The following is an 18620-nucleotide window of genomic DNA, read 5'->3' on the forward strand; positions in this document are numbered from 1 at the left end:
GCTGTTCAGTCGAAGGACAGTCCTCCCGTCCTCGTCCGCTTGAGCTCGAAGAAGTCCGGGTGGGCGGCGAGGACACGGAAGCTGTCGAAGAGTTCCGCCGCGCGCTCGCCCCGCGGAACGGCCCGCAGGACGGGGCCGAACCACACCGTTCCGTCGACGTGGAGGGTGGGGGTCCCCACATAGCCGTCCGAGCCCGGCCCCCGGCCCGCCTCGTGACTGCGGCGTACCGCCTCGTCGTACGCGGAGTCGTGGGCCGCTGCGGCCAACTCGGCCGGGAGCCCCAGTTCGGCGAGGGAGTGGGCGACCACGGCGTCGAAGTCCTCGACCCCTCGGTCATGGATGCGGGTGCCGAAGGCGGTGTAGAGGTCGCGCAGCACCTTCTCGCCGTGTTGTTCGGCGGCAGCCACCGCGACCCGTACGGGTCCCACGGACTTGTCGACCAACTCCCTGTACCAGACAGGGAGTTCATTGCCCTGGTTGTGCAGGTGGAGGCTCATCACACGGAAGCGGAGGTCGAGCGGGCGGGCACGCTCGACCTCCAGCATCCAGCGTGAGGTGATCCACGCGAAGGGGCAGGCCGGGTCGAAGTAGAAGTCGACGCGGGTGGGTGAGTCGTCCGTCCTCGGGTTCGTCATACCGTCGAGGCTAGCCAGTCAATGGCACAGTGACACGGCCCAATTCCGCTCTGAATCACTGGTCCAATACGGTGTGGGCCAGGTGCGGATTCCGGCCGCTGTGGGCGAGGGCGCGCTCGAAGACGGGTGCGTCGTCGGACACCGGTACCGGGTCGGCGAAGCCGTCGTACTGACGGTAGAGCTCGGCGTGCGTGTCGACGACGTCCAGGACGAACCGGGCCGCGCCGTCCGAGATCCGCAGCTCCTGGCCGGTGGCCGTCGCGACGTCCCAGCCGTGCACCGCCATCTCCTTGACGATCATCGAGGCGATGTCGGCGGCGGGCATCTTCGCCGTCCCGAGCTCGACTTCGCCCTCCCACACCTCGGGATCGTCCCAGGCGGCCACGGCGCGGTCGAGCCGCTCGGCGTACGCCCGCGCCCAGCCGGGATCCGCGGTGAAGTCGCGGCCGGTCAGTTCCTCGGGGAGTTGCCTGCGCAGCGCGCGGTGCTCCAGGCCGTGCGAGGTGTAGAGGACCCAGTGGTTCACCAGGGTGCGCAGGTCCCAGTCCGGGCAGTGCGTGGGACCGGGCTCCGCCAGTCGCGCCGCCGTGACACCGCCGGCCACCCGGGCGGCCTCGGCGGCGCATTCCACCATGTAAGGGTGCACGTTCTTGTACGGATTGCTCATGCCCTTCACGCTAGGGACGCGGCGCGTGCTCCTCTTGAACAAACGCGACAGCGTCGTCGGCCAGGCGTACGAGCTCCGCGACCGGCAGCGATCCCGCCGCCCTGCGCTCACGCGCGAAGGTGTTCGCGAGCCGCTGGAGCAGCTCGTTGAGCGGGGTCGGTACGCCGTGCAGCCGGCCGAGGAGGACGATCTCGCCGTTGAGGTAGTCGGCCTCGATGGTGCCGGTGCCCCGGTCGAGGGACTGCCAGGAGGAGCCGCCGCCACGTGCGGAGCCGTCGAAGGGCTCGAACCGGATCTTGTTGTCGCGGGCCTTCCTCTGCTCCTCCTCGCCGGTGTACGCGATATCGGCGGCGGTCAGCACCGCTTCGCCCTCCGCGCGCACCCGCGCGTAGAGCGCCAGGCCCTCCTCACTGGTCAGGACGCCGCTGACCGCCTCGATCGCGTTCGCGAGATTGCCGAGCAGCTTGGCGTACTGCCAGCGGGCCACGTCCGGCACGACGGGTGCCTCGAAGTGGGCCTTCTCCAGGTCGGCGGCGATGCGGCGGGCCGTCTCGTCCGTGCCGTGCGGATGGCGGCCCAGGTGCAGGATTCCGGTGAGCGGGGCGCCCGCCGCCGACACCGTGCCCGGCTCGACGAGGGTCGCGGGCAGCCAGACGCAGACGCCGTACACCCGGCGGAAGCGGCGCAGCGCGATCCGGGGGCTCTCCACCCCGTTCTGCGCGCAGACCAGCGGCAGCCGTTCGGCGGCTGTGCCGCCGCCCGCCACGGGTGCCGGGCCCCATGCCTCCAGGGCCGCCTCGCTGTCCTGAGTCTTCACCGCCAGGACCAGTACGTCGTCGGCGCGCAGTTCCCCGAGCGCCGCGGGCCCGTCGACCGTGGGCAGCCGGTGTGTGCGCGTCCCCTCCGAGGTCATGAGCCGCAGTCCGCGCGTGCGCAGCGCCTCGTAGTGCGCTCCCCGCGCGACCAGCGCCACCTCGTGGCCCGCCTCGGCCAGCCGGCCGCCGATGGCCCCGCCGACCGCTCCCGCTCCCGCTCCCGCTCCCGCTCCTATGATGATGTAACGCATGGAGACGAGCCTCGCACAGTCGTATGTACCCTCCATTAAATGGTTTCGGAAAGCTTCGTCCTCGGTGGGGAGCTGCCGGTGCGGCGGCTCGGTTTCGGCACCGCGCAGTTGACCGGTCCCGGCTACTGGGGGTCGCGCGGGGACGCCCGGGACGCGGTGGCCGTGCTGCGGCGGGCCATCGAGCGCGGGGTCACGCTCGTCGACACCGCCGACAACTACGGTCCCGCGATCGCCGAGGAGCTGGTCGCCGAGGCCCTGTATCCCTACGACGAGGACCTGTTGATCGCGACCAAGGGCGGAGTCGTGCGCACCAGTGACCGTGCCTGGCACGTCGACGGGCGGCCCGAGCGGTTGCGGGCGATGTGCGAGGCGAGTCTGCGGCGGCTGCGGCTCGACACGATCGGCCTGTACCAGCTGCACCGGCTCGACCCTGCCGTGCCGCCGGCCGAACAGCTGGGCGCGCTCGACGAGTTGCGTACGGAGGGCAAGATCCGGCACATCGGGCTCGACACCGTCACCGCCGAACAGCTTGAATCGGCATGGGAGTTGACCGAAATCGCCTCGGTCCAGAACCGCTTCAACCTGCTCGACCGCGACTCGGAGCCGCTGCTGAAGCTGTGCGAGGCGCGCGGGATCGCCTTCCTGCCCTGGTTCCCGCTGGGCAACGGCTCCCTCATCGCCGACCCGGAGTGCGCCCGGATCGCCGCCGCGCACGGGGCGACACCGGGGCAGATCGCCCTGGCCTGGCTGCTGCACCGCTCCCCGGTGCTGTGCCCGACCCCGGGCACGGGATCCCTCGCTCATCTGGAGGAGAACCTCGACGCGGGCGCGGTGCGGCTCACCGCCGAGGACATGGCAGCGCTGGGTTGACCTTGCCCCTGGGACAAGGACGAGGGTCTCGGACATGGACCAGTATCTGAAGCAGACGCCGTACAGCGATCCCGGCCACGCTCTGGACAGGGGCGGACTGCCCCGCGATCCGGAACAACTCGCCCGTGTCGTCAGAGATCTGATCATCCATCGGGGCGAGGGACGGCGCTTCGACTACGCGATCCCCGAGGAGCGGGTGCACGAGGACGCGGAGTCGCGGTACGCGGCGCAGCTGCTGCGGATCCTGGCGGAGCGCGGGGACGCCCCGCTCACCGAGCCGCGGGCGCCAGCGCAACGGTTCGTGGGCACGTGCCGGGACTTCGCGCTGCTGCACTGCTCCCTCCTGCGGGCCACGGGGACGCCCGCCCGGCTCCGTTGTGGCTTCGCCCGGTACTTCGACGCGTACTACGCCGACCACTGGGTCACCGAGTACCGCCTGCCGGACGGAAGTTGGCGGTTGGCCGACCCACAGGTCCACCACGAGTACGACATCGACTTCGACCCGATGGACGTGCCCCGTGACCAGTTCCTGGTGGCCACCGACGCCTGGCGGGCGTGCCGCGAGGGAGGAGCCGACCCCCGGAGGTTCGGCGTGTTCGACCTCAACGGGATCGAGGGCCTGTCGTATCACGGCCTGTGGTTCGTCCGCGCCGACGTCCTGCGCGACCTGGCCGCCCTCAACGGCGTCGAACTACTGCCCTGGGACGCCTGGGGCCCGGAGATCCTCGACGACGCCGCGCTCGACGCGGAGGAGCTCGCCCTGATCGACTCCGTCGCCGCGGCCGGCAGCGAGGACGAGCTGCGCCGCCTGTACCGGGACCCGAGGCTGACGGTCCCGGACGAGATCGTTTCGTACACCACCTATGGCGGCGTACGAAAGGTCACTGTGGGTCGGACCTGAACGGTGTGCCCTGGTGGAAGTACAGGCGCCAGCCGTCCTCCGTCCGCCGCCATAGCGAACTCCGGTGCACCCGGCGGCCGTTGTCCTCCTCCGTGTCGAAGGTGAGGTGGACCAGGTCCGGTGCGAGCTGGACGCCCTTCATCCGCGAGGCGGTGAGGGGCCGCGACCCGGGCACGGCCTTGCCGGTCAGTTCGGCGAGGACGGAGGCGCGGTCCCACAGCCGCCCGGAGCTGCCGAACTCGTAGAAGTCGGGGTGGAGCAGCGCTCCGAGCCGCTCCGGCGAGCGGCGGACCTCCGCGTCGAGCAGCCTCAGTTCGCCCATGATGGCGGCCTCCACGGCGGGGTTGTGCTCAGGCACCGGTCAGCTCCTCGAGTTTGACGACCGTGTTCCAGTTGCGGGCGGTGGCGGTGATGCCCTTGAGGAGCCGGGGCTTCGACAGGGCCACGGCGAGCTTGGAGCGTCCGAGGCCGTCGGGGGCGTACAGATAGAGCGCCCGGTCCCCGAGGCGGAACTCCTCCGGCAGGAAGAGGGCCGGGTCGACCGAGGCGAAGCGCTCGGGGTCGACGGGGCCGGAGAAGTAGGTGACGTGCAGCTGCTTGGCCTCCAGTTCGGCGGCCGGGAACGGGCACGCCTCCCGTACGGCCCTCAGATAGGCGTGGTCGCGGACCAGTACGCCGACGCCGAAGCCGAAGTGCTTCTCTATCGCCTCGGCCAACTCGGCCGCCAGGGAGTCCTCGTCACCGCGGTCGGCGGAGAAGACGGCGTTGCCGCTCTGGAGATACGTCTGTACGTCGCCGTGGCCGAGTTCCGCGATCAGCGTGCGGAGCTCGGCCATCGGCACCTTCTTGTTGCCGCCCACGTTGATCCCGCGCAGCAGTGCCGCGTATGTCGTCGCCATCCGCACACCATAGGACGGCCGTCAGGCCCGGGCGGACCAACACCCGCACCCCGGTCCCGATCGACGGCCGCACCCTGATCCGGATCCCCGAGAGGCCCGGATAGGTGTAAGGGGCCCCTGTCCTCCCCAGTGCGGAGGCGACGGGGTCCGCGGGGAGGAGCCGGAGGTCGTGGGGTTCACCGGGCAGCACGAGGAGACGCTCTTATCCGCCCCCTACCTTCATAAGCAGAGGTGACGGCAGGGGGCTGTCACCGTGCACAAGGGGGCAGGCCCGTCATGGGGAACGGAGACATACGGGTGCGGGGCATCGCCGCGCGGGCAGGCGGCTGGAGCGCCCGGCACCGATGGGCCGCCGTGGGGATCTGGGTGCTGTTCGTCGTCCTGGCGATGGGGATCGGCTCGGCGGCGGGCCGCGTCGACGTCAAGGAGAGCGACCAGCTCAAGGGCGAGACGCACACCGCCGCGAAGATCATCGAGGACGCCGGGATCGAGGAACCGGCCAGTGAGAGCGTTCTGATCCAGGGGAAGGACGCGAGCGTCAAGGCCACGGACGCCGACTTCCGCGCCGCCGTCACCGCCGTCGTCAAGGCCGTCGAGGGGACCGGCAAGGTCACGGACGTGACCTCCCCGTACGACACGAAGACGATCTCCAGAGACGGGCGCAGCGCGCTCGTGCAGTTCGACATGCGGGGCGACGCGGAGACCGCGGGTGACCGCGTCGAGCCGGTGCTGAACGCCGTCAAGGGCGTCCAGAAGGACCACGCGGGGCTGCGGATCGAGGAGATCGGCGGCGCCAGCATGCAGAAGACCTTCTCCGACGCGTTCGGCGACGACTTCAAGAAGGCCGAGTACTCCGCGGTGCCGGTGGCCCTCGGCATTCTGCTGATCGCCTTCGGCGCCCTGGTGGCGGCGCTGCTCCCGGTGGCGCTCGCAGTCACCGCGATCATGGCGACGATGGGCCTGATGGGCATCGTCAGCCACCTCCAGCCGATGAGTGACACCGCCAACTCCGTGATGCTCCTGGTGGGTCTGGCCGTCGGCGTCGACTACTGCCTGTTCTATCTGCGCCGTGAGCGCGAGGAGCGCGAGGCCGGCCGGGACGCCGGTGCCGCGCTGCGGATCGCCGCCGCCACCAGTGGCCGCGCCATCGTCGTCTCCGGTGTCACGGTGTGCGTGGCCATGGCCGGCATGCTCTTCACCGGACTCGCCGAGTTCGAGGCGATGGGGCTGGCCTCGCTGATGGTCGTGGCGGTCGCCATGGTCGGCTCGGTCACCGTGCTGCCCGCGCTGCTCTCACTGCTCGGTGAGCGGGTCGAGAAGGGCCGCCTTCCGTTCCTGCACCCGGACAAGCGGCGGGCCAGGGGCAAGCGCGTCCGGTCCGCCGAGGAGGGCAGCCGGTTCTGGAGCGCGGTGCTGCGGGTCGTGCTCGCCAAGCCCGCCGTCTCGCTGGTCGTCGCGGCCGGGGCGCTGCTGGCCATCGCCGCTCCCGCCCTCGGCATGAAGACGCAACAGCTCACGCTGGACAAGGAGTTCGGCAACTCGCTGCCGATCGTGGGGACGTACAACCGGGTCAACGACGCCTTCCCCGGCGGGTCGGAGCCGGCCGAGGTGGTCGTCAAGGCACACGACATCGACGCCGCCGACGTGAAGTCCGCGCTCGCCGACTTCCGTACCGAGGCGATCAGTTCGGGCGCCTCGCGCGGCCCGGTCGACATCAAGGTGCACGCGGCGCAGAACGTCGCCTTCGTGTACGTGCCCCTCGTGGGCGGCTCCGACCAGGACAAGGCGGAGAAGAGCCTTCAGCTGCTGCGCGACAAGGTGCGGCCCGACACGCTCGGCAAGGTCGACGGCGTCCAGGCCCCGATCACCGGACAGGTCGCCGGATCGCACGACTTCAGCGACCAGTTGCTCGGCTCGGTCGCCCCGGTCTTCGCGTTCGTGGTCGTCTTCGCCTTCCTGCTGATGCTGCTCTCGTTCCGCTCGCTGACGATCGCGATCACCTCGATCGTGCTCAACCTCCTGTCGGTCGCGGCGGCCTACGGCATCCTGGTCGCCGTGTTCCAGCACGGCTGGGGCGCCTCGCTGGTCGGCGCGGAGGGTGTGGGCGCCATCATCACCTGGCTGCCGCTGTTCCTCTTCGTGATCCTCTTCGGACTCTCGATGGACTACCACGTCTTCGTGGTCTCGCGGATCCGTGAGGCGCGGCTGCGGGGCCGGGACACCAAGGACGCGATCCGGCACGGGGTGGTCACGACGGCCGGTGTCGTCACCAGCGCCGCCGTCATCATGGTCGCCGTCTTCGCGATCTTCGGAACGCTGTCCATGCAGTCCATGAAGCAGATGGGTGTGGGCCTCGCGGCCGCCGTGCTCATCGACGCGACGATCATCCGAGGGGTGCTGCTGCCGGCCGTGATGGCGCTGCTCGGCGAGCGCAACTGGTATCTGCCGAAGTGGCTGAACCGGCTGCCGGACCTCACCCACGACGAGTCGCCCGAGGCCGTGCTCCCGCCGGCCCGGGAGGGCGAGCGGGCCGGGGTGTGACCCCGTAACCGCGTCGGCAACAGGGCCTGTTGGTTCCCCAGGGAACCAACAGGCCCTTTGCCCGGGCGCCCGTCTTGTCCGGGCGCCCGTCCTGTCCGGGCGCCCGTCTTGCCCACGTGCCGGTCTTGCCTACGGGCCGGCCCTGCCCACCGCGCCCGTCTTGTCTACGTGCCCGCCGGCAGCTCGGCCTCGATGAGGTCGGCCGCCCGCCGGGTGCCGCCCTCTCCCGCCATCTCCTCCCGGATCACCGCCAGGCGGCGCGCCACCTCGGGATCCGCGACCAGGGCCAGGACCGTCTCCCGCAGGGTCTCGGCGGTGGCCTGTGCCATCGTCAGATGGCGTGCCACGCCCAGCGCCTGGAGCATGTCGGCGTTGCCGAACTGGTCGGCGGCCTGCGGTACGGCGACCATCGGGGTGCCGGTGGCCAGCCCTTCCTGGCTGCCGCCCGCACCGGCGTGCGTGACGAACGCGTCGGCCTGCCGGAGGATCGCGAGCTGGGGCACCCACGGGTGGACCTCCACATTGCCGGGCAGCTCCCCCAGCTCCTCGGGGTCGACGAAGCGGCCGATCTGCAGTACGACATGCCAGCCCGGCAGCCCGCCGAAGGCCTCGGCGCACGCGCGGTAGAAGGTGGGCTGCTTGGTGAAGCTGGAGCCCAGCGACACGAGCAGTACCTTCTCGGCGTCGGCGGGCCGCCGCCAGTCCCCCTGCGCTGCGCGGTCGCCCTGGCAGGCGCCGACGAAGGTGTACCGCTTCTCGTCGACACGGTCGGCGTTCGGCTGGAGGGCCCTGGGGATGAGGACGAGGCACCGGTCGGGGCGGCCCATGAAGTCCTCGACGCTCAGGTCCATGCCGTTCTCCGCGATCCAGCGCGCGAAGGTGCCGTAGAACGCCTTGCCGCGCGGGGTCCGCTTGAGCGGCTCGAACAGCGGCTTGCCGACTTCCTCGTCGTACCCCTCCCACGCGACGAGGTTCGGGGAGAGCTGCACGATCGGGACGCCCCAGCGGTGGGCGAGCACCCGGGCCGGGTACGCGGTGATGTCGTACAGCACGAGGTCCGGTTCGTCACCCGCGTAGGCCGCCGCGAGCTGCGGCTCGGCCTGGAGCGCGTCGGCCAGGAACGGCTCGATGTTGTCGATCAGCTCGGTCCCCCATGCCTCCGGGTCCTCGTCCGTGGGCAGGGTCGAGTGCCAGAGCTTCGGCTCGGCCCCCGTCTCGGCGACCTTTTCGGCGAAGGCGGGCGGAATCGCGTACGTCACGCGGTGACCGCGCGCCACGAGCTCGCGGATCACCTCGATGCTCGGGTTCACGTGCCCGTGGGCTGCGATGGAGAACATGGCGATGTGGGCGGGGCGGGTAGTCATGCCGCGACCTTAGGCGAGACGAGACGTCTCGTCCAGCGTATTTCCGCCCGCCTCGGCTGCGACCGCCCCTCGTCGCCGCCAGCCCCCGGGTTGCTGGGGTGGCCGCGCACAGGTGGTGGTGACAGGGAGTCGAGGGTCCTGGGTCCGGTGGCTGGTGGTCGGCCGGGTGTTGTCACTCGCACGGGTGAGGGTGATCGATGAGGTGCGCGGCTGGGGAACGTGTGGTCTAGGTTCACGGCATGGCACGGTTTCGGATGTACCCGACGGGTGGGCAGGAGCGGCAGATGCTGCTGCACTGTGCGCACGCGAGGTACGTGTGGAACCTCACTGTCGAGCAGCACGCGCACTGGAAGCCGGGCCGGAGGTCCGCGCCCGGCTTCGCGGAGCAGTGCCGTCAACTCACCGAGGCCCGGCGGGAGAACGAGTGGCTGGCCGCCGGGAACGCCGATGTGCAGCAGCAGGCCCTCCAGGACTTTGCGAAGGCCAAGGCCGCCCGCTTCACGTCCGGGTTCGGTGAGCCGACCTGGCGCAAGAAGTTCGTGCATGAGGGCTTCCGTGTCATCGGCACCGACCGCGTGCCCGAATATCACGAGGACGGCTCGGCGAAGCTGAACGCGAAGACCGGCAGGCAGGTCATGGGCCGGTCCGTCGTGGTGCGGAAACTGAACCGGCGGTGGGCTCAGGTGAAGGTGCCCGGCTGCGGCTGGGTCCGCTTCCGCCTCAGCGCCCAGGGCAAGGGCGCGAGGCTGCCCGACGCGAAGACGTTCCGCGTCACGCTGAAGAACGGGCAGTGGCACGCCGCGTTCGCCGTCGTCCCCGAGCCGGTCCCCGCACCCGGCACGGGCGAGGTCATCGGCATCGACCGCGGCGTGACCATCACCGCGGCTCTCTCCGACGGGCGGAAACTGAACTGCCCGCAGCTCACCGTCCGGGAACGGGCACAGATCCGCAAACACCAGCGGCGCGCCGCCCGCGCACCCAAGGGCAGCGACCACAAAGCAGCCGGGTACGCGAAGGCCGCGAAGCTCAAGGCCCGCGAGGTGAACCGCCGCAAGGACTGGTGCGAGAAAACCAGCACCCTGCTCGCCCGCACCTATGATCTGGTGCGGTTCGAGAAGCTGAACATCAAGAACATGACCCGCTCCGCGAAGGGAACCATGGAGCAGCCCGGCCAAGGCGTCCGGCAGAAGGCCGGACTGAACCGGGGCATCCTCGCCCAGGGCTGGGGCCTGCTGCGGCAGCGCACCGGGCACAAGGCACCGGGCCGGGTCGAGGACGTCCCCGCCCCGTACACCTCTCTGCGGTGCAGCGCCTGCGGATGGATCGACAAGAACTCGCGCAAGAGCCAAGCCGAGTTCGTCTGTTCCTCCTGCGGCTTCACCTGCAACGCGGACACCAACGCAGCATCCAACGTCGCGGCAGGACAGGGCGGGATCCCCCGCCCTCGGCGCTCAGCCGGTGCCGGAGGGGTGACAACGGCCACCGGCCGCTCGAGCGCCCGTGAACCTCAACCCACCCGGGTTGGAATCCCCCTCTTTGAAAAGGGGGAGGATGTCAAAGCAGTCCGATCCGGAACGAGTCCCAGAACAGGGTGTCGTGCAGCAGGTCCTGGAAGTTGAGCGCCCCGATCCACCGCGTGGGCGCGGTCCGGCCCGACTGCGCGTCGGTGAACGCCAGCGTGATCCCGTAGAGCAGCGGTCCGACACTGAGGACCAGGATCGGGATCAGCGCGGGCAGCACCAGGAACCAGGCCCCGTGGTCGACGGGCCGCCGCCCCTCGCCCGCACCGGGCGTGCGGGTCGACGGCCGCCTGGTCGCGCTCGCCCACGTCATGGAATCGGCTCCTTTGCGCGACTCGTGGCGGTCTGGCCGCCTCGGCGGCCCCCGTCATGGTCTTGAGGGACGTGTGGGCCGTCAAGACACCTCGCACACGGTCCGACCTGTGTGAATGCGACACTGGCCGACGGATGGCGGGAACGTGACGCCTTACCCGTAGGCCGTACACGAGAGTCGTGGACGAGGGCTGGGCGCGAGGACACGGAGGCGAAGGATGGACGAGGCACGGGCGCGGGACGTACTGGCCGCGGCGGAGGTACTGCCCGGGCCGGCGCCGGACGCGACGCTCCTCGCCCTGGGCGAGAACGCGGTGTTCGCCGCCGGTGACCTGGTGGTCAAGGTGGGACGCGACGCCGAACTCCTCGACCGCGCCCGGCGGGAACTGGACATCGCGGCCTGGCTCGCCGAGTCGGGCGTCCCCGCGGTGCGGGCGGCCGAGAGCAAACCGGTCCTGGTGGACGGTCACCCGGTGACGGTGTGGCACCGGCTGCCCGATCCCGTACGCCCCGCCGAGCCACGGGATTTGGCCGAACTGCTACGGGTGGTGCACGCACTGCCCTCCCCCTCGTTCTCCTTGCCGCCCCGCGAGCTGCTGGGCGGGGTGGAGCGCTGGCTGCGGCTCGCGGGCGAGGCGATCGACCCCGCGGACGCGGCGTATCTGCGGGCTCGGCGTGACGGCTTCGCGGACGCCGCGGCCGCGCTCACCCCGCATCTGCCGCCGGGCCCGATCCACGGCGACGCGCTGCCCCGCAATGTGCACGTGGGTCCCGACGGTCCGGTCCTGGTCGACCTGGAGACCTTCTCCGCCGATCTGCGCGAGCACGACCTGGTGGTCATGGCCCTCTCCCGCGACCGCTACGGGCTGCCCGCCGAGGCGTACGACTCCTTCACCGAGGTCTACGGCTGGGATGTGCGCGCGTGGGAGGGCTGCTCCGTGCTCCGGGGCGCGCGCGAGACCGCGAGCTGCGCCTGGGTGGCCCAGCACGCGCCGAGCAACCCGAAGGCCCTGGCCGAGTTCGAGCGGCGGGTGGCGTCGCTGCGGGACGGGGACGAGACCGTGCGCTGGTACCCGTTCTGACGCTTCCCGCGCTTCCCCGGCCGTGCGGGCCCGGTCAGACCTTCTGGTCCGCCAGGTCCCGCATCGGCCATGTCCCGTCGACCACCGCGTCCGTCTCTCCCTTGCGGCGCAGGAAGCTCTGGAAGTCGGCCGCCCACTCGGCGTACCACTCGATCTGGCGGCGGTGCAGCTCCGCCGGGCCGAGGGCCGCGACCTTCGGGTGACGGTCGGCTATCGCACGGGCGAGCCGGGCGGCGGCGAGGGCGTCGGCCGAGGCGTCGTGCGCGGAGTCCAGCGACACGCCGTACTCCGTGCAGACCGCTTCGAGGTTGCGCTTGCCGCGGCGGTAGCGGTCGACGGAGCGGTCGATCGTGTACGGGTCAACGACCGGCGCGGGGTCGGTCCCGCCGAGGCGCTCGCGCAGCGACGGCAGCCCGTACCTGCGCAGTTCGGCGGAGAGCAGGGTCAGGTCGAAGGCCGCGTTGTACGCCACGACCGGGACGCCGCTCTTCCAGTACCCGGTGAGGACGTCCGCGATCGCGTCGGCGACCTGGTCGGCGGGCCTGCCTTCGGCGGCCGCCCGCTCGCTCGAAATCCCGTGCACCGCCACCGCGTCCGCCGGGATCTCCACGCCCGGATCGGCCAGCCACTCACGGCGCCCTATCGGCTCTCCGTCCTTGACCTCGATCACGGCGCCCGTGACGATGCGCGCCTCGCGCGGATCGGTCCCGGTCGTCTCCAGGTCGAAGCCGATCAGCAGCTCCCGGTGCCAGCCCATGGGCGGCCCCCCTTCTTCGTGGTGCTTTCCCCCAGTGGTCTCCACGATCGCACGAGCCACTGACAGTCCGAGGACCGCGTTCCGCTTCCCGGCGCCGGGCACCACATCACGACCCCGGCCGGAGCGACACTTCAGGACACCGGACGCGAATCCGCCCAAGCCACCTCGAACTCCTCGCGGTACGTCGGGAAGAGCCCCTCTTCGCCGACCTCATCCGGTTTGACCACCCGGCCGCCGCCGCGCAGCACCAGCACCGGTGCCTCCATACCGCGGGCGCGACGCAGATACGACTGCACGATCGCGATACCGTCCGAGCCGTCCCCGTCGACGAGGTACGCCGTGAAGCGCGGCGTCTCGTCGTACACCTGGATCTCGAACGCGCCGGGATCGCGCAGCCGGGCCCGCACCCGCCGCATGTGCAGGATGTTCATCTCCACGGCGCGACTCAGCTCGCCCCGTTTGAGGCCGAGTTCGCGCTCGCGCCGCTTGACCGCGCTGGACGCGGGGTTCAGGAACAGCAGCCGTACCCGGCAGCCCGACTCGGCCAGGCGTACGAGCCGCCGCCCGGAGAAGTTCTGCACCAGCAGGTTCAGACCGATACCGATGGCGTCGAGGCGGCGGGCGCCGCCGAAGAGGTCCTCGGCGGGGAACTGGCGCAGCAGCCGCACCCGGTCCGAGTGCACGCCGACCACGTCCGCGTACCGGTCGCCGACCAGGTCCTCGACGGCGTCGACGGGCAGCCGGCGGGCGGAGGGCACGTCGCTGCCCGCGCCGAGGATCTCCAGGAGCTTCGCCGCGGCGCGCTCGGCCTGTCCCAGGACCGCCTCGGACAGGGCCCGGTTGCGGGAGACCACGTTCCGGGTGACTTCCAGCTCGTCCAGGGCGAGTTCGACGTCCCGGCGCTCGTCGAAGTAGGGCTCGAAGCACGGCCAGTGCTGCACCATCAGCTCGCGCAGCTGGGGCAGGGTGAGGAAGCTCAGCACGTTGTCGTCGGCCGGGTCGAGCAGGTAGCCCTTGCGGCGGCTGACCTCACGCACGGCGACCGCACGCTGCACCCACTCCTGTCCGGCGGGTCCGGCGGCGGCGACCACCCACTCGTCGCCGTGGACGGGTTCGTAGATGGGACGCAGAACAGCGGCCACGACCGCGCGCAGCCGCTGTTCGACCAGGTTCAGCCAGATATAGGCACGGCCGGCTCGCTGGGCGCGCGTACGCACCTCACGCCAGGCGTCGGCGCCCCAGTCCAGTTCCGGTCCAATGGATCCCATCTCCATCGGCCGCGCCAGGGACACCGCGCCGGGTGGGACATCTGTGGAGTTCCCCTCGTGACCCTCGTCACCAGGAGGCAACTCCAGCCCTCCCGAGCCCACCCGCGCACCGCCTTCCGCTCCCCCGAGCTCTTCCGTGGGTCAGCCCCACTCAACGATCAAGGAAGGGTACTCCGGGAGCGGCGGGCGGTGCAGCCCAATGGGCAGGTCGTTTCTCAACTACCGTTTTCCACATGTCCGTTCTGGTCGGCGAGCTCCGGCGGAGTGAGCGGATTCATAGCGGTGACGTCGCGCGGGGCGATGGAAAAGCCCTGCCAGTGGACCGGCATGGGCTGCTGGTCCTCGTCGCGCGCTATGTGGTGGAAGCCCACGTTGACCCACACGATGGGGTGGGTGAGCGTCTGTCCATTGACGTACTTGTCGACGGACTTGCCCGCTCCGGCGCCGCAGTTGAGCAGGTTGTCGGTGGCGAACTGCTCGCACTTCTTGTACTCGGTGAAGTACACGTCGTGCTTGGTGAAGGGGCGGCCGAGGTACTTGGTGGTGGCGCCCGGGACGATCTCGTAACTGCGGGCGTGGTTGTCCTTGTTCTTGCCCGTGTCGCTGACGACGCGCCACCAGCGCATGTTCGCGGCGTCGCCCGCGAGTTCCTTGGTGACCTTGGTGAGGGTGGTCTTGTTGGTCGGGCCCTCGTTGCCGTTGCGGGGCGGGCTGACCACGGAGTCGTACTGCTCGACCTTGTTCTTGGAGGAGCCGTCGAGGCCGAAGTCCAGCCGCCAGAAGACGTTGTGGCTGTGGCTGGTGGCGTAGGCCTTGGCGCCCTTGCCGATGGGCCAACCGCGGCCGTCGCCCGCGTCGTAGTCGCCGGGCGAGAGGCTGCCGGTGGCGCCGATGTTCATGCTGATGGTGCCGTCGTCCTGGAAGCGCCACTCGCTGATGTACTCGTACCAGCCGACCTTGTTGACGGTGTAGATCAGTAGGTCCTTGCCCTGGGTCTGGAAGACCTTGTTGCCCGTGTCGGCCTCCATGCGGTAGGCGTGGCCGCGCGAACGGGTGGTGGTGCACAGGCCGTTGACGTTCGGGTGTTGCGGGTCCCAGGAGTTGGGGATCTTCACGGTCTTGATGGTGCCGCCGGGACACTCGCCCGGCGCCATCTTCATCAGGCCCTGGCCGAAGCCGGCGCCCGTGAGGTCGTCGTACTCGGCCTTGCCGTCGTCGTAGGGGACGTGGATCTGGCCGAGCTTCGCGCTGGTGAGGACCTTGATCGGCTGGGCCTCGCCCTTGGGCTGGTACGAGATGTTCTCCAGGACGAGCCCGGCCTCGCTCTCGTAGTGCCAGCACATGCGCCAGGTGGTGCCGGTGGAGAGTTTCTGCTCGATCTTGTACGCCGTGCTGCAGCTGGGGGCCGCCGCGGGCGCGGCCTTGGGCTGGGCGACGGCCGGACCCGCGGCCGTCGTCGCGCCGACGGCGAGTGCGGCCACCGAGAGACCGACCGCCGTCCGGCTGCGGGCACGACTGATTCTGTTCACGCGCATGACGAAGAGACTCCTTGCCAGAGCATGCGGAAGAAGGAGGTGAGTTGGAAAAGTGAACGGAGGCGGCTCGGCCGCCCGGAGCGCGTCGGTCGCGGCTCAGCCGAGCTTGCCGACCTTGCGGGCGCTCAGATCGATCACCAGTTCACGGGCGTCGATCCAGGACCCGTTCTTGACCTTCGGGAACAGCCTCACGCAGCGGTGCTCGCCGCACTTCCCGAGGAGGGCCGGCTGGGCGCCCGAGGTCGCCCGGTAGACCATGCTGTTCAGCGTCAGCTGGTCGGGCGAGGTGAGTTCCTTGCCGGTGGCGTCCTTGTAGTCGGCCCGCAGGCCCGCGCCGAGCGGGTCGGCGATCAGCAGTTTCGCGGCCTCGACCATCTCGTCGCGAGTGATGGGCGGCTGGACACCGTGCTGGGTGTCCGTCCGCTCGACCTTCCCGCTGCCGAGGTTGACCGTCTTGGTGACGAGCGTGTCGTCTTTGTAGTCGTAGAACGTGACGTCGGCGCGGCGCGGCGCGTTCGGGTCGTCGAGTTCGTTCTCCTCCGGGTCGGCGAGGTCGACACCGATGCGCTGCGGGCCGCGCTGCCCCTCGACGTTCTCGCCGGAGGTCAACAACTGCCGGTTCAGCGCGATCTGTTCGACCCGCTTGGTCTCGTCGTCGGTCAGCGGGTCACGGCCGGTGCCCTTGTCACCCTCGGCCGGGGCCCGCTCGACGACGCCGGGCTCGACGGCCGTCTGCCCCTGTCCCTGTCCCGCCTGCTGTGCGGCCTGGCTGCCGCCGCGCAGGCCGCCCGAGCTCTCATCGGCACCCGCCGAGCCCGGAAGGGTGATCCCGACCATCACGGCCGTCCCGGCCACCGCGACGGCCGCACCCGCCACCACCTTTCCCAGATGGCGGTGCACTATCTTGCGCACATTTCCCCCTACTCCCTCTGTTTCTCCAGGAGTGATCTGAGCCCCACTGGTTCGGCATACGACGTATGCCTGGTCAGCGGGTAAGAGGGACACAAGTCATATGAGGTTCCCTCACTTTCGGGGAGACTCGACTCCGAGTTGCCCTCAGGGGCGCGGCACTACTGGAAGAGTCATATCCATGCAGGTCTGGCCTGGAGAGGCGTATCCACTCGGTGCCACGTACGACGGCGCCGGTACCAATTTCGCGGTCTTCTCGGAGGCCGCCGACCGGATCGAGCTGTGTCTGCTGCAGGACGACGGCTCGGAGACGGCGGTGGAACTGCGCGAGAGCGACGCGTTCGTTCGGCACGCGTACCTGCCGGGGATCATGCCCGGACAGCGGTACGGGTTCCGGGTGCACGGGCGGTACGCGCCCGAGCGCGGACAGCGCGTCAACTCCGCGAAGCTTCTGCTCGATCCGTACGCGCGTGCGATCAGCGGCTCGGTCGAGTGGGGCGAGGAGGTGTACGGCTATCCGTTCGGGGCGCCCGACAAGCGCAACGACCTGGACTCGGCGCCGCACACCATGACCTCGGTCGTGGTCAACCCGTACTTCGACTGGGGTGACGACCGGCGCCCGCGCACCGAGTACCACCACACGGTGATCTACGAGGCCCATGTGAAGGGCCTGACGATGCGGCATCCGGCGCTACCCGAGGAACTGCGCGGCACCTATGCGGCGCTCGCCCACCCGGCGATCATCGAACACCTCACGGAGCTGGGTGTCACGGCGCTGGAGCTGATGCCCGTACACCAGTTCGTGAACGACCACCGGCTGGTGGAGATGGGCCTCAACAACTACTGGGGCTACAACACGATCGGTTTCTTCGCCCCGCACAACACCTACGCGTCCTGGGGCGACCGCGGCCAGCAGGTCCTGGAGTTCAAATCGGCGGTCCGGGCGCTGCACGAGGCCGGGATCGAGGTCATCCTGGACGTGGTCTACAACCACACCGCCGAGGGCAACCATCTCGGCCCGACGCTGTCCTTCCGGGGCCTCGACAACGCCTCGTACTACCGCCTCGCGGACGACCCCCGCTACTACATGGACACCACGGGGACCGGCAACTCGCTCCTCATGCGCTCCCCGCACGTGCTCCAGCTGATCATGGACTCGCTGCGCTACTGGGTCACCGAGATGCACGTCGACGGATTCCGCTTCGACCTCGCGGCCACGCTGGCCCGCCAGTTCCACGAGGTGGACCGGCTGTCGTCGTTCTTCGACCTGGTACAGCAGGATCCCGTGGTCTCCCAGGTGAAGCTGATCGCCGAGCCCTGGGACGTCGGCGAGGGCGGCTACCAGGTGGGCAACTTCCCGCCGCTGTGGACCGAGTGGAACGGCAAGTACCGCGACACCGTACGAGACCTGTGGCGCGGCGAGCCGCGCACGCTAGCGGAGTTCGCCTCCCGGCTGACCGGCTCCTCGGACCTCTACCAGGACGACGGCCGCCGTCCGCTCGCCTCCATCAACTTCGTGACCTGCCACGACGGATTCACGCTCAACGACCTCGTCTCGTACAACAACAAGCACAACCAGGCCAACGGCGAGGACAACCGCGACGGCGAGAGCCACAACCGGTCCTGGAACTGCGGCGCCGAGGGCGACACCGACGACGAGGCCGTACTCGCGCTGCGGGCCCGTCAGAAGCGCAACTTCATCGCCACGCTGATGCTCTCCCAGGGCGTGCCGATGCTCAGCCACGGCGACGAGTTCGCGCGCACCCAGAACGGCAACAACAACGCCTACTGCCAGGACAGCGAGCTGGCCTGGGTGCCGTGGCCCGAGGACGGCGGCGAGCTGCTGGACTTCACCCGCGCGATGGTGTGGCTGCGCCGCGACCACCCGGTCTTCCGGCGGCGCCGCTTCTTCCACGGCCGTCCCGTCCAGGGCACCCACGACGAGCTGTCCGACATCGCGTGGTTCACCCCGGCGGGCACCGAGATGACCCAGCGCGACTGGGGGTCCACGCAGGCGCAGGCGCTGTCGGTCTTCCTCAACGGCAACGCGATCTCCGAGCCGGGCCCGCGCGGTGAGCGCATCGCCGACGACTCCTTCCTGCTGATGTTCAACGCCTCGCCCAAGTCCCTGGAGTTCGTGGTTCCGGTCAACCACGGGCGACAGTGGCAGGTGGTCGTCGACACGGCCCTCCCGGAGGGGGTGACGGCGGGCACGGGCGCGAAGGTCCAGGCCGGCGACCGGCTGACCCTGCTCGACCGGAGCCTGACCGTGCTGCAACGGCCCGCGTAGCCGG

16 protein-coding genes and 1 pseudogene are annotated in these 18620 nt (G+C 70.2%); 6 read left to right on the forward strand and 11 right to left on the reverse strand.

The annotated features are described in order from the left end of the window. Positions 1-5: 5 nt before the first annotated feature. The 3 genes from OG819_RS01340 to OG819_RS01350 are packed head-to-tail and all read right to left on the reverse strand — an operon-like array spanning position 6 to position 2368. The gene (locus OG819_RS01340) at positions 6-635 is read right to left on the reverse strand and encodes a DsbA family protein (RefSeq protein ID WP_266647595.1); all 630 of its coding nucleotides are present in this window, start codon (positions 633-635) and stop codon (positions 6-8) included. A 55-nt stretch (positions 636-690) separates the two neighbouring features. Next, entirely contained in the window at positions 691-1302 is a 612-nt protein-coding gene (locus OG819_RS01345) for a TIGR03086 family metal-binding protein (protein ID WP_266647597.1), read from the reverse strand. A 10-nt stretch (positions 1303-1312) separates the two neighbouring features. Further along, complete coding sequence (locus OG819_RS01350) at positions 1313-2368, reverse strand: 2-dehydropantoate 2-reductase N-terminal domain-containing protein (protein WP_266647599.1); 1056 nt, start codon at positions 2366-2368, stop codon at positions 1313-1315. A 39-nt stretch (positions 2369-2407) separates the two neighbouring features. On the opposite strand from OG819_RS01350, the gene OG819_RS01355 reads away from it, so the two are divergent. Continuing rightward, on the forward strand, positions 2408-3238 hold the full coding sequence (locus OG819_RS01355) for an aldo/keto reductase (protein ID WP_266647601.1): 831 nt from the start codon (positions 2408-2410) through the stop codon (positions 3236-3238). Between the two features lie 34 nt (positions 3239-3272). Beyond that, entirely contained in the window at positions 3273-4139 is an 867-nt protein-coding gene (locus OG819_RS01360) for a transglutaminase-like domain-containing protein (protein WP_266647603.1), read from the forward strand. Here the strand turns inward: OG819_RS01360 and OG819_RS01365 are convergent. After that, positions 4120-4497 carry a nuclear transport factor 2 family protein gene (locus OG819_RS01365; protein WP_266629992.1) on the reverse strand — a complete coding sequence of 126 codons (378 nt, stop codon included), beginning with the start codon at positions 4495-4497 and terminating at the stop codon, positions 4120-4122. The two genes, OG819_RS01360 and OG819_RS01365, sit on opposite strands and share 20 nt — an antisense overlap. Beyond that, on the reverse strand, positions 4490-5038 hold the full coding sequence (locus OG819_RS01370; RefSeq protein WP_266629990.1) for a DUF1697 domain-containing protein: 549 nt from the start codon (positions 5036-5038) through the stop codon (positions 4490-4492). The genes OG819_RS01365 and OG819_RS01370 overlap by 8 nt, the downstream gene beginning before the upstream one ends. Positions 5039-5314: 276 nt before the next feature. On the opposite strand from OG819_RS01370, the gene OG819_RS01375 reads away from it, so the two are divergent. Next, positions 5315-7579 carry an MMPL family transporter gene (locus tag OG819_RS01375; RefSeq protein ID WP_266647605.1) on the forward strand — a complete coding sequence of 755 codons (2265 nt, stop codon included), beginning with the start codon at positions 5315-5317 and terminating at the stop codon, positions 7577-7579. 164 nt (positions 7580-7743) lie between these two features. On the opposite strand, the gene mgt is transcribed toward OG819_RS01375, so the two are convergent. After that, positions 7744-8943 (reverse strand): macrolide-inactivating glycosyltransferase, encoded by a 1200-nt coding sequence (mgt, locus tag OG819_RS01380; protein WP_266647607.1) that lies wholly within the window; start codon positions 8941-8943, stop codon positions 7744-7746. Positions 8944-9182: 239 nt separating this feature from the next. On the opposite strand from mgt, the gene OG819_RS01385 reads away from it, so the two are divergent. Further along, entirely contained in the window at positions 9183-10562 is a 1380-nt protein-coding gene (locus OG819_RS01385) for a transposase (protein WP_266647609.1), read from the forward strand. Here OG819_RS01385 and OG819_RS01390 read toward each other — a convergent pair. Then, positions 10501-10776: pseudogene (locus OG819_RS01390) on the reverse strand (sugar ABC transporter permease); the annotation flags it as partial. The gene OG819_RS01385 and the pseudogene OG819_RS01390 overlap by 62 nt on opposite strands. 217 nt (positions 10777-10993) lie before the next feature. Here OG819_RS01390 and OG819_RS01395 point away from each other — a divergent pair. Further along, the gene (locus OG819_RS01395; RefSeq protein ID WP_266629980.1) at positions 10994-11857 is read left to right on the forward strand and encodes a phosphotransferase enzyme family protein; all 864 of its coding nucleotides are present in this window, start codon (positions 10994-10996) and stop codon (positions 11855-11857) included. A 34-nt stretch (positions 11858-11891) separates the two neighbouring features. On the opposite strand, the gene OG819_RS01400 is transcribed toward OG819_RS01395, so the two are convergent. The 4 genes from OG819_RS01400 to OG819_RS01415 form a co-directional block, all read right to left on the reverse strand. Next, positions 11892-12614, reverse strand: a complete 723-nt coding sequence (locus OG819_RS01400) for a 3'-5' exonuclease (protein ID WP_266629978.1) — start codon at positions 12612-12614, stop codon at positions 11892-11894. A 131-nt stretch (positions 12615-12745) separates the two neighbouring features. Continuing rightward, the gene (locus OG819_RS01405) at positions 12746-13984 is read right to left on the reverse strand and encodes an SAV2148 family HEPN domain-containing protein (protein WP_266429616.1); all 1239 of its coding nucleotides are present in this window, start codon (positions 13982-13984) and stop codon (positions 12746-12748) included. 113 nt (positions 13985-14097) lie between these two features. Next, a complete protein-coding gene (locus OG819_RS01410) occupies positions 14098-15417 on the reverse strand; it encodes a copper amine oxidase (RefSeq protein WP_266629976.1) in 1320 nt (439 codons plus the stop codon). 96 nt (positions 15418-15513) lie between these two features. Continuing rightward, positions 15514-16329, reverse strand: coding sequence for a Tat pathway signal sequence domain protein (locus tag OG819_RS01415; protein ID WP_266647611.1), 816 nt, complete (start codon positions 16327-16329; stop codon positions 15514-15516). Positions 16330-16507: 178 nt separating this feature from the next. Between OG819_RS01415 and glgX the strand changes: the two genes are divergently transcribed. Then, complete coding sequence (gene glgX, locus OG819_RS01420; RefSeq protein WP_266647613.1) at positions 16508-18616, forward strand: glycogen debranching protein GlgX; 2109 nt, start codon at positions 16508-16510, stop codon at positions 18614-18616. Positions 18617-18620: the final 4 nt, after the last annotated feature.

Source organism: Streptomyces sp. NBC_01549 (assembly GCF_026339955.1).
Taxonomy (GTDB): Bacteria; Actinomycetota; Actinomycetes; order Streptomycetales; family Streptomycetaceae; genus Streptomyces.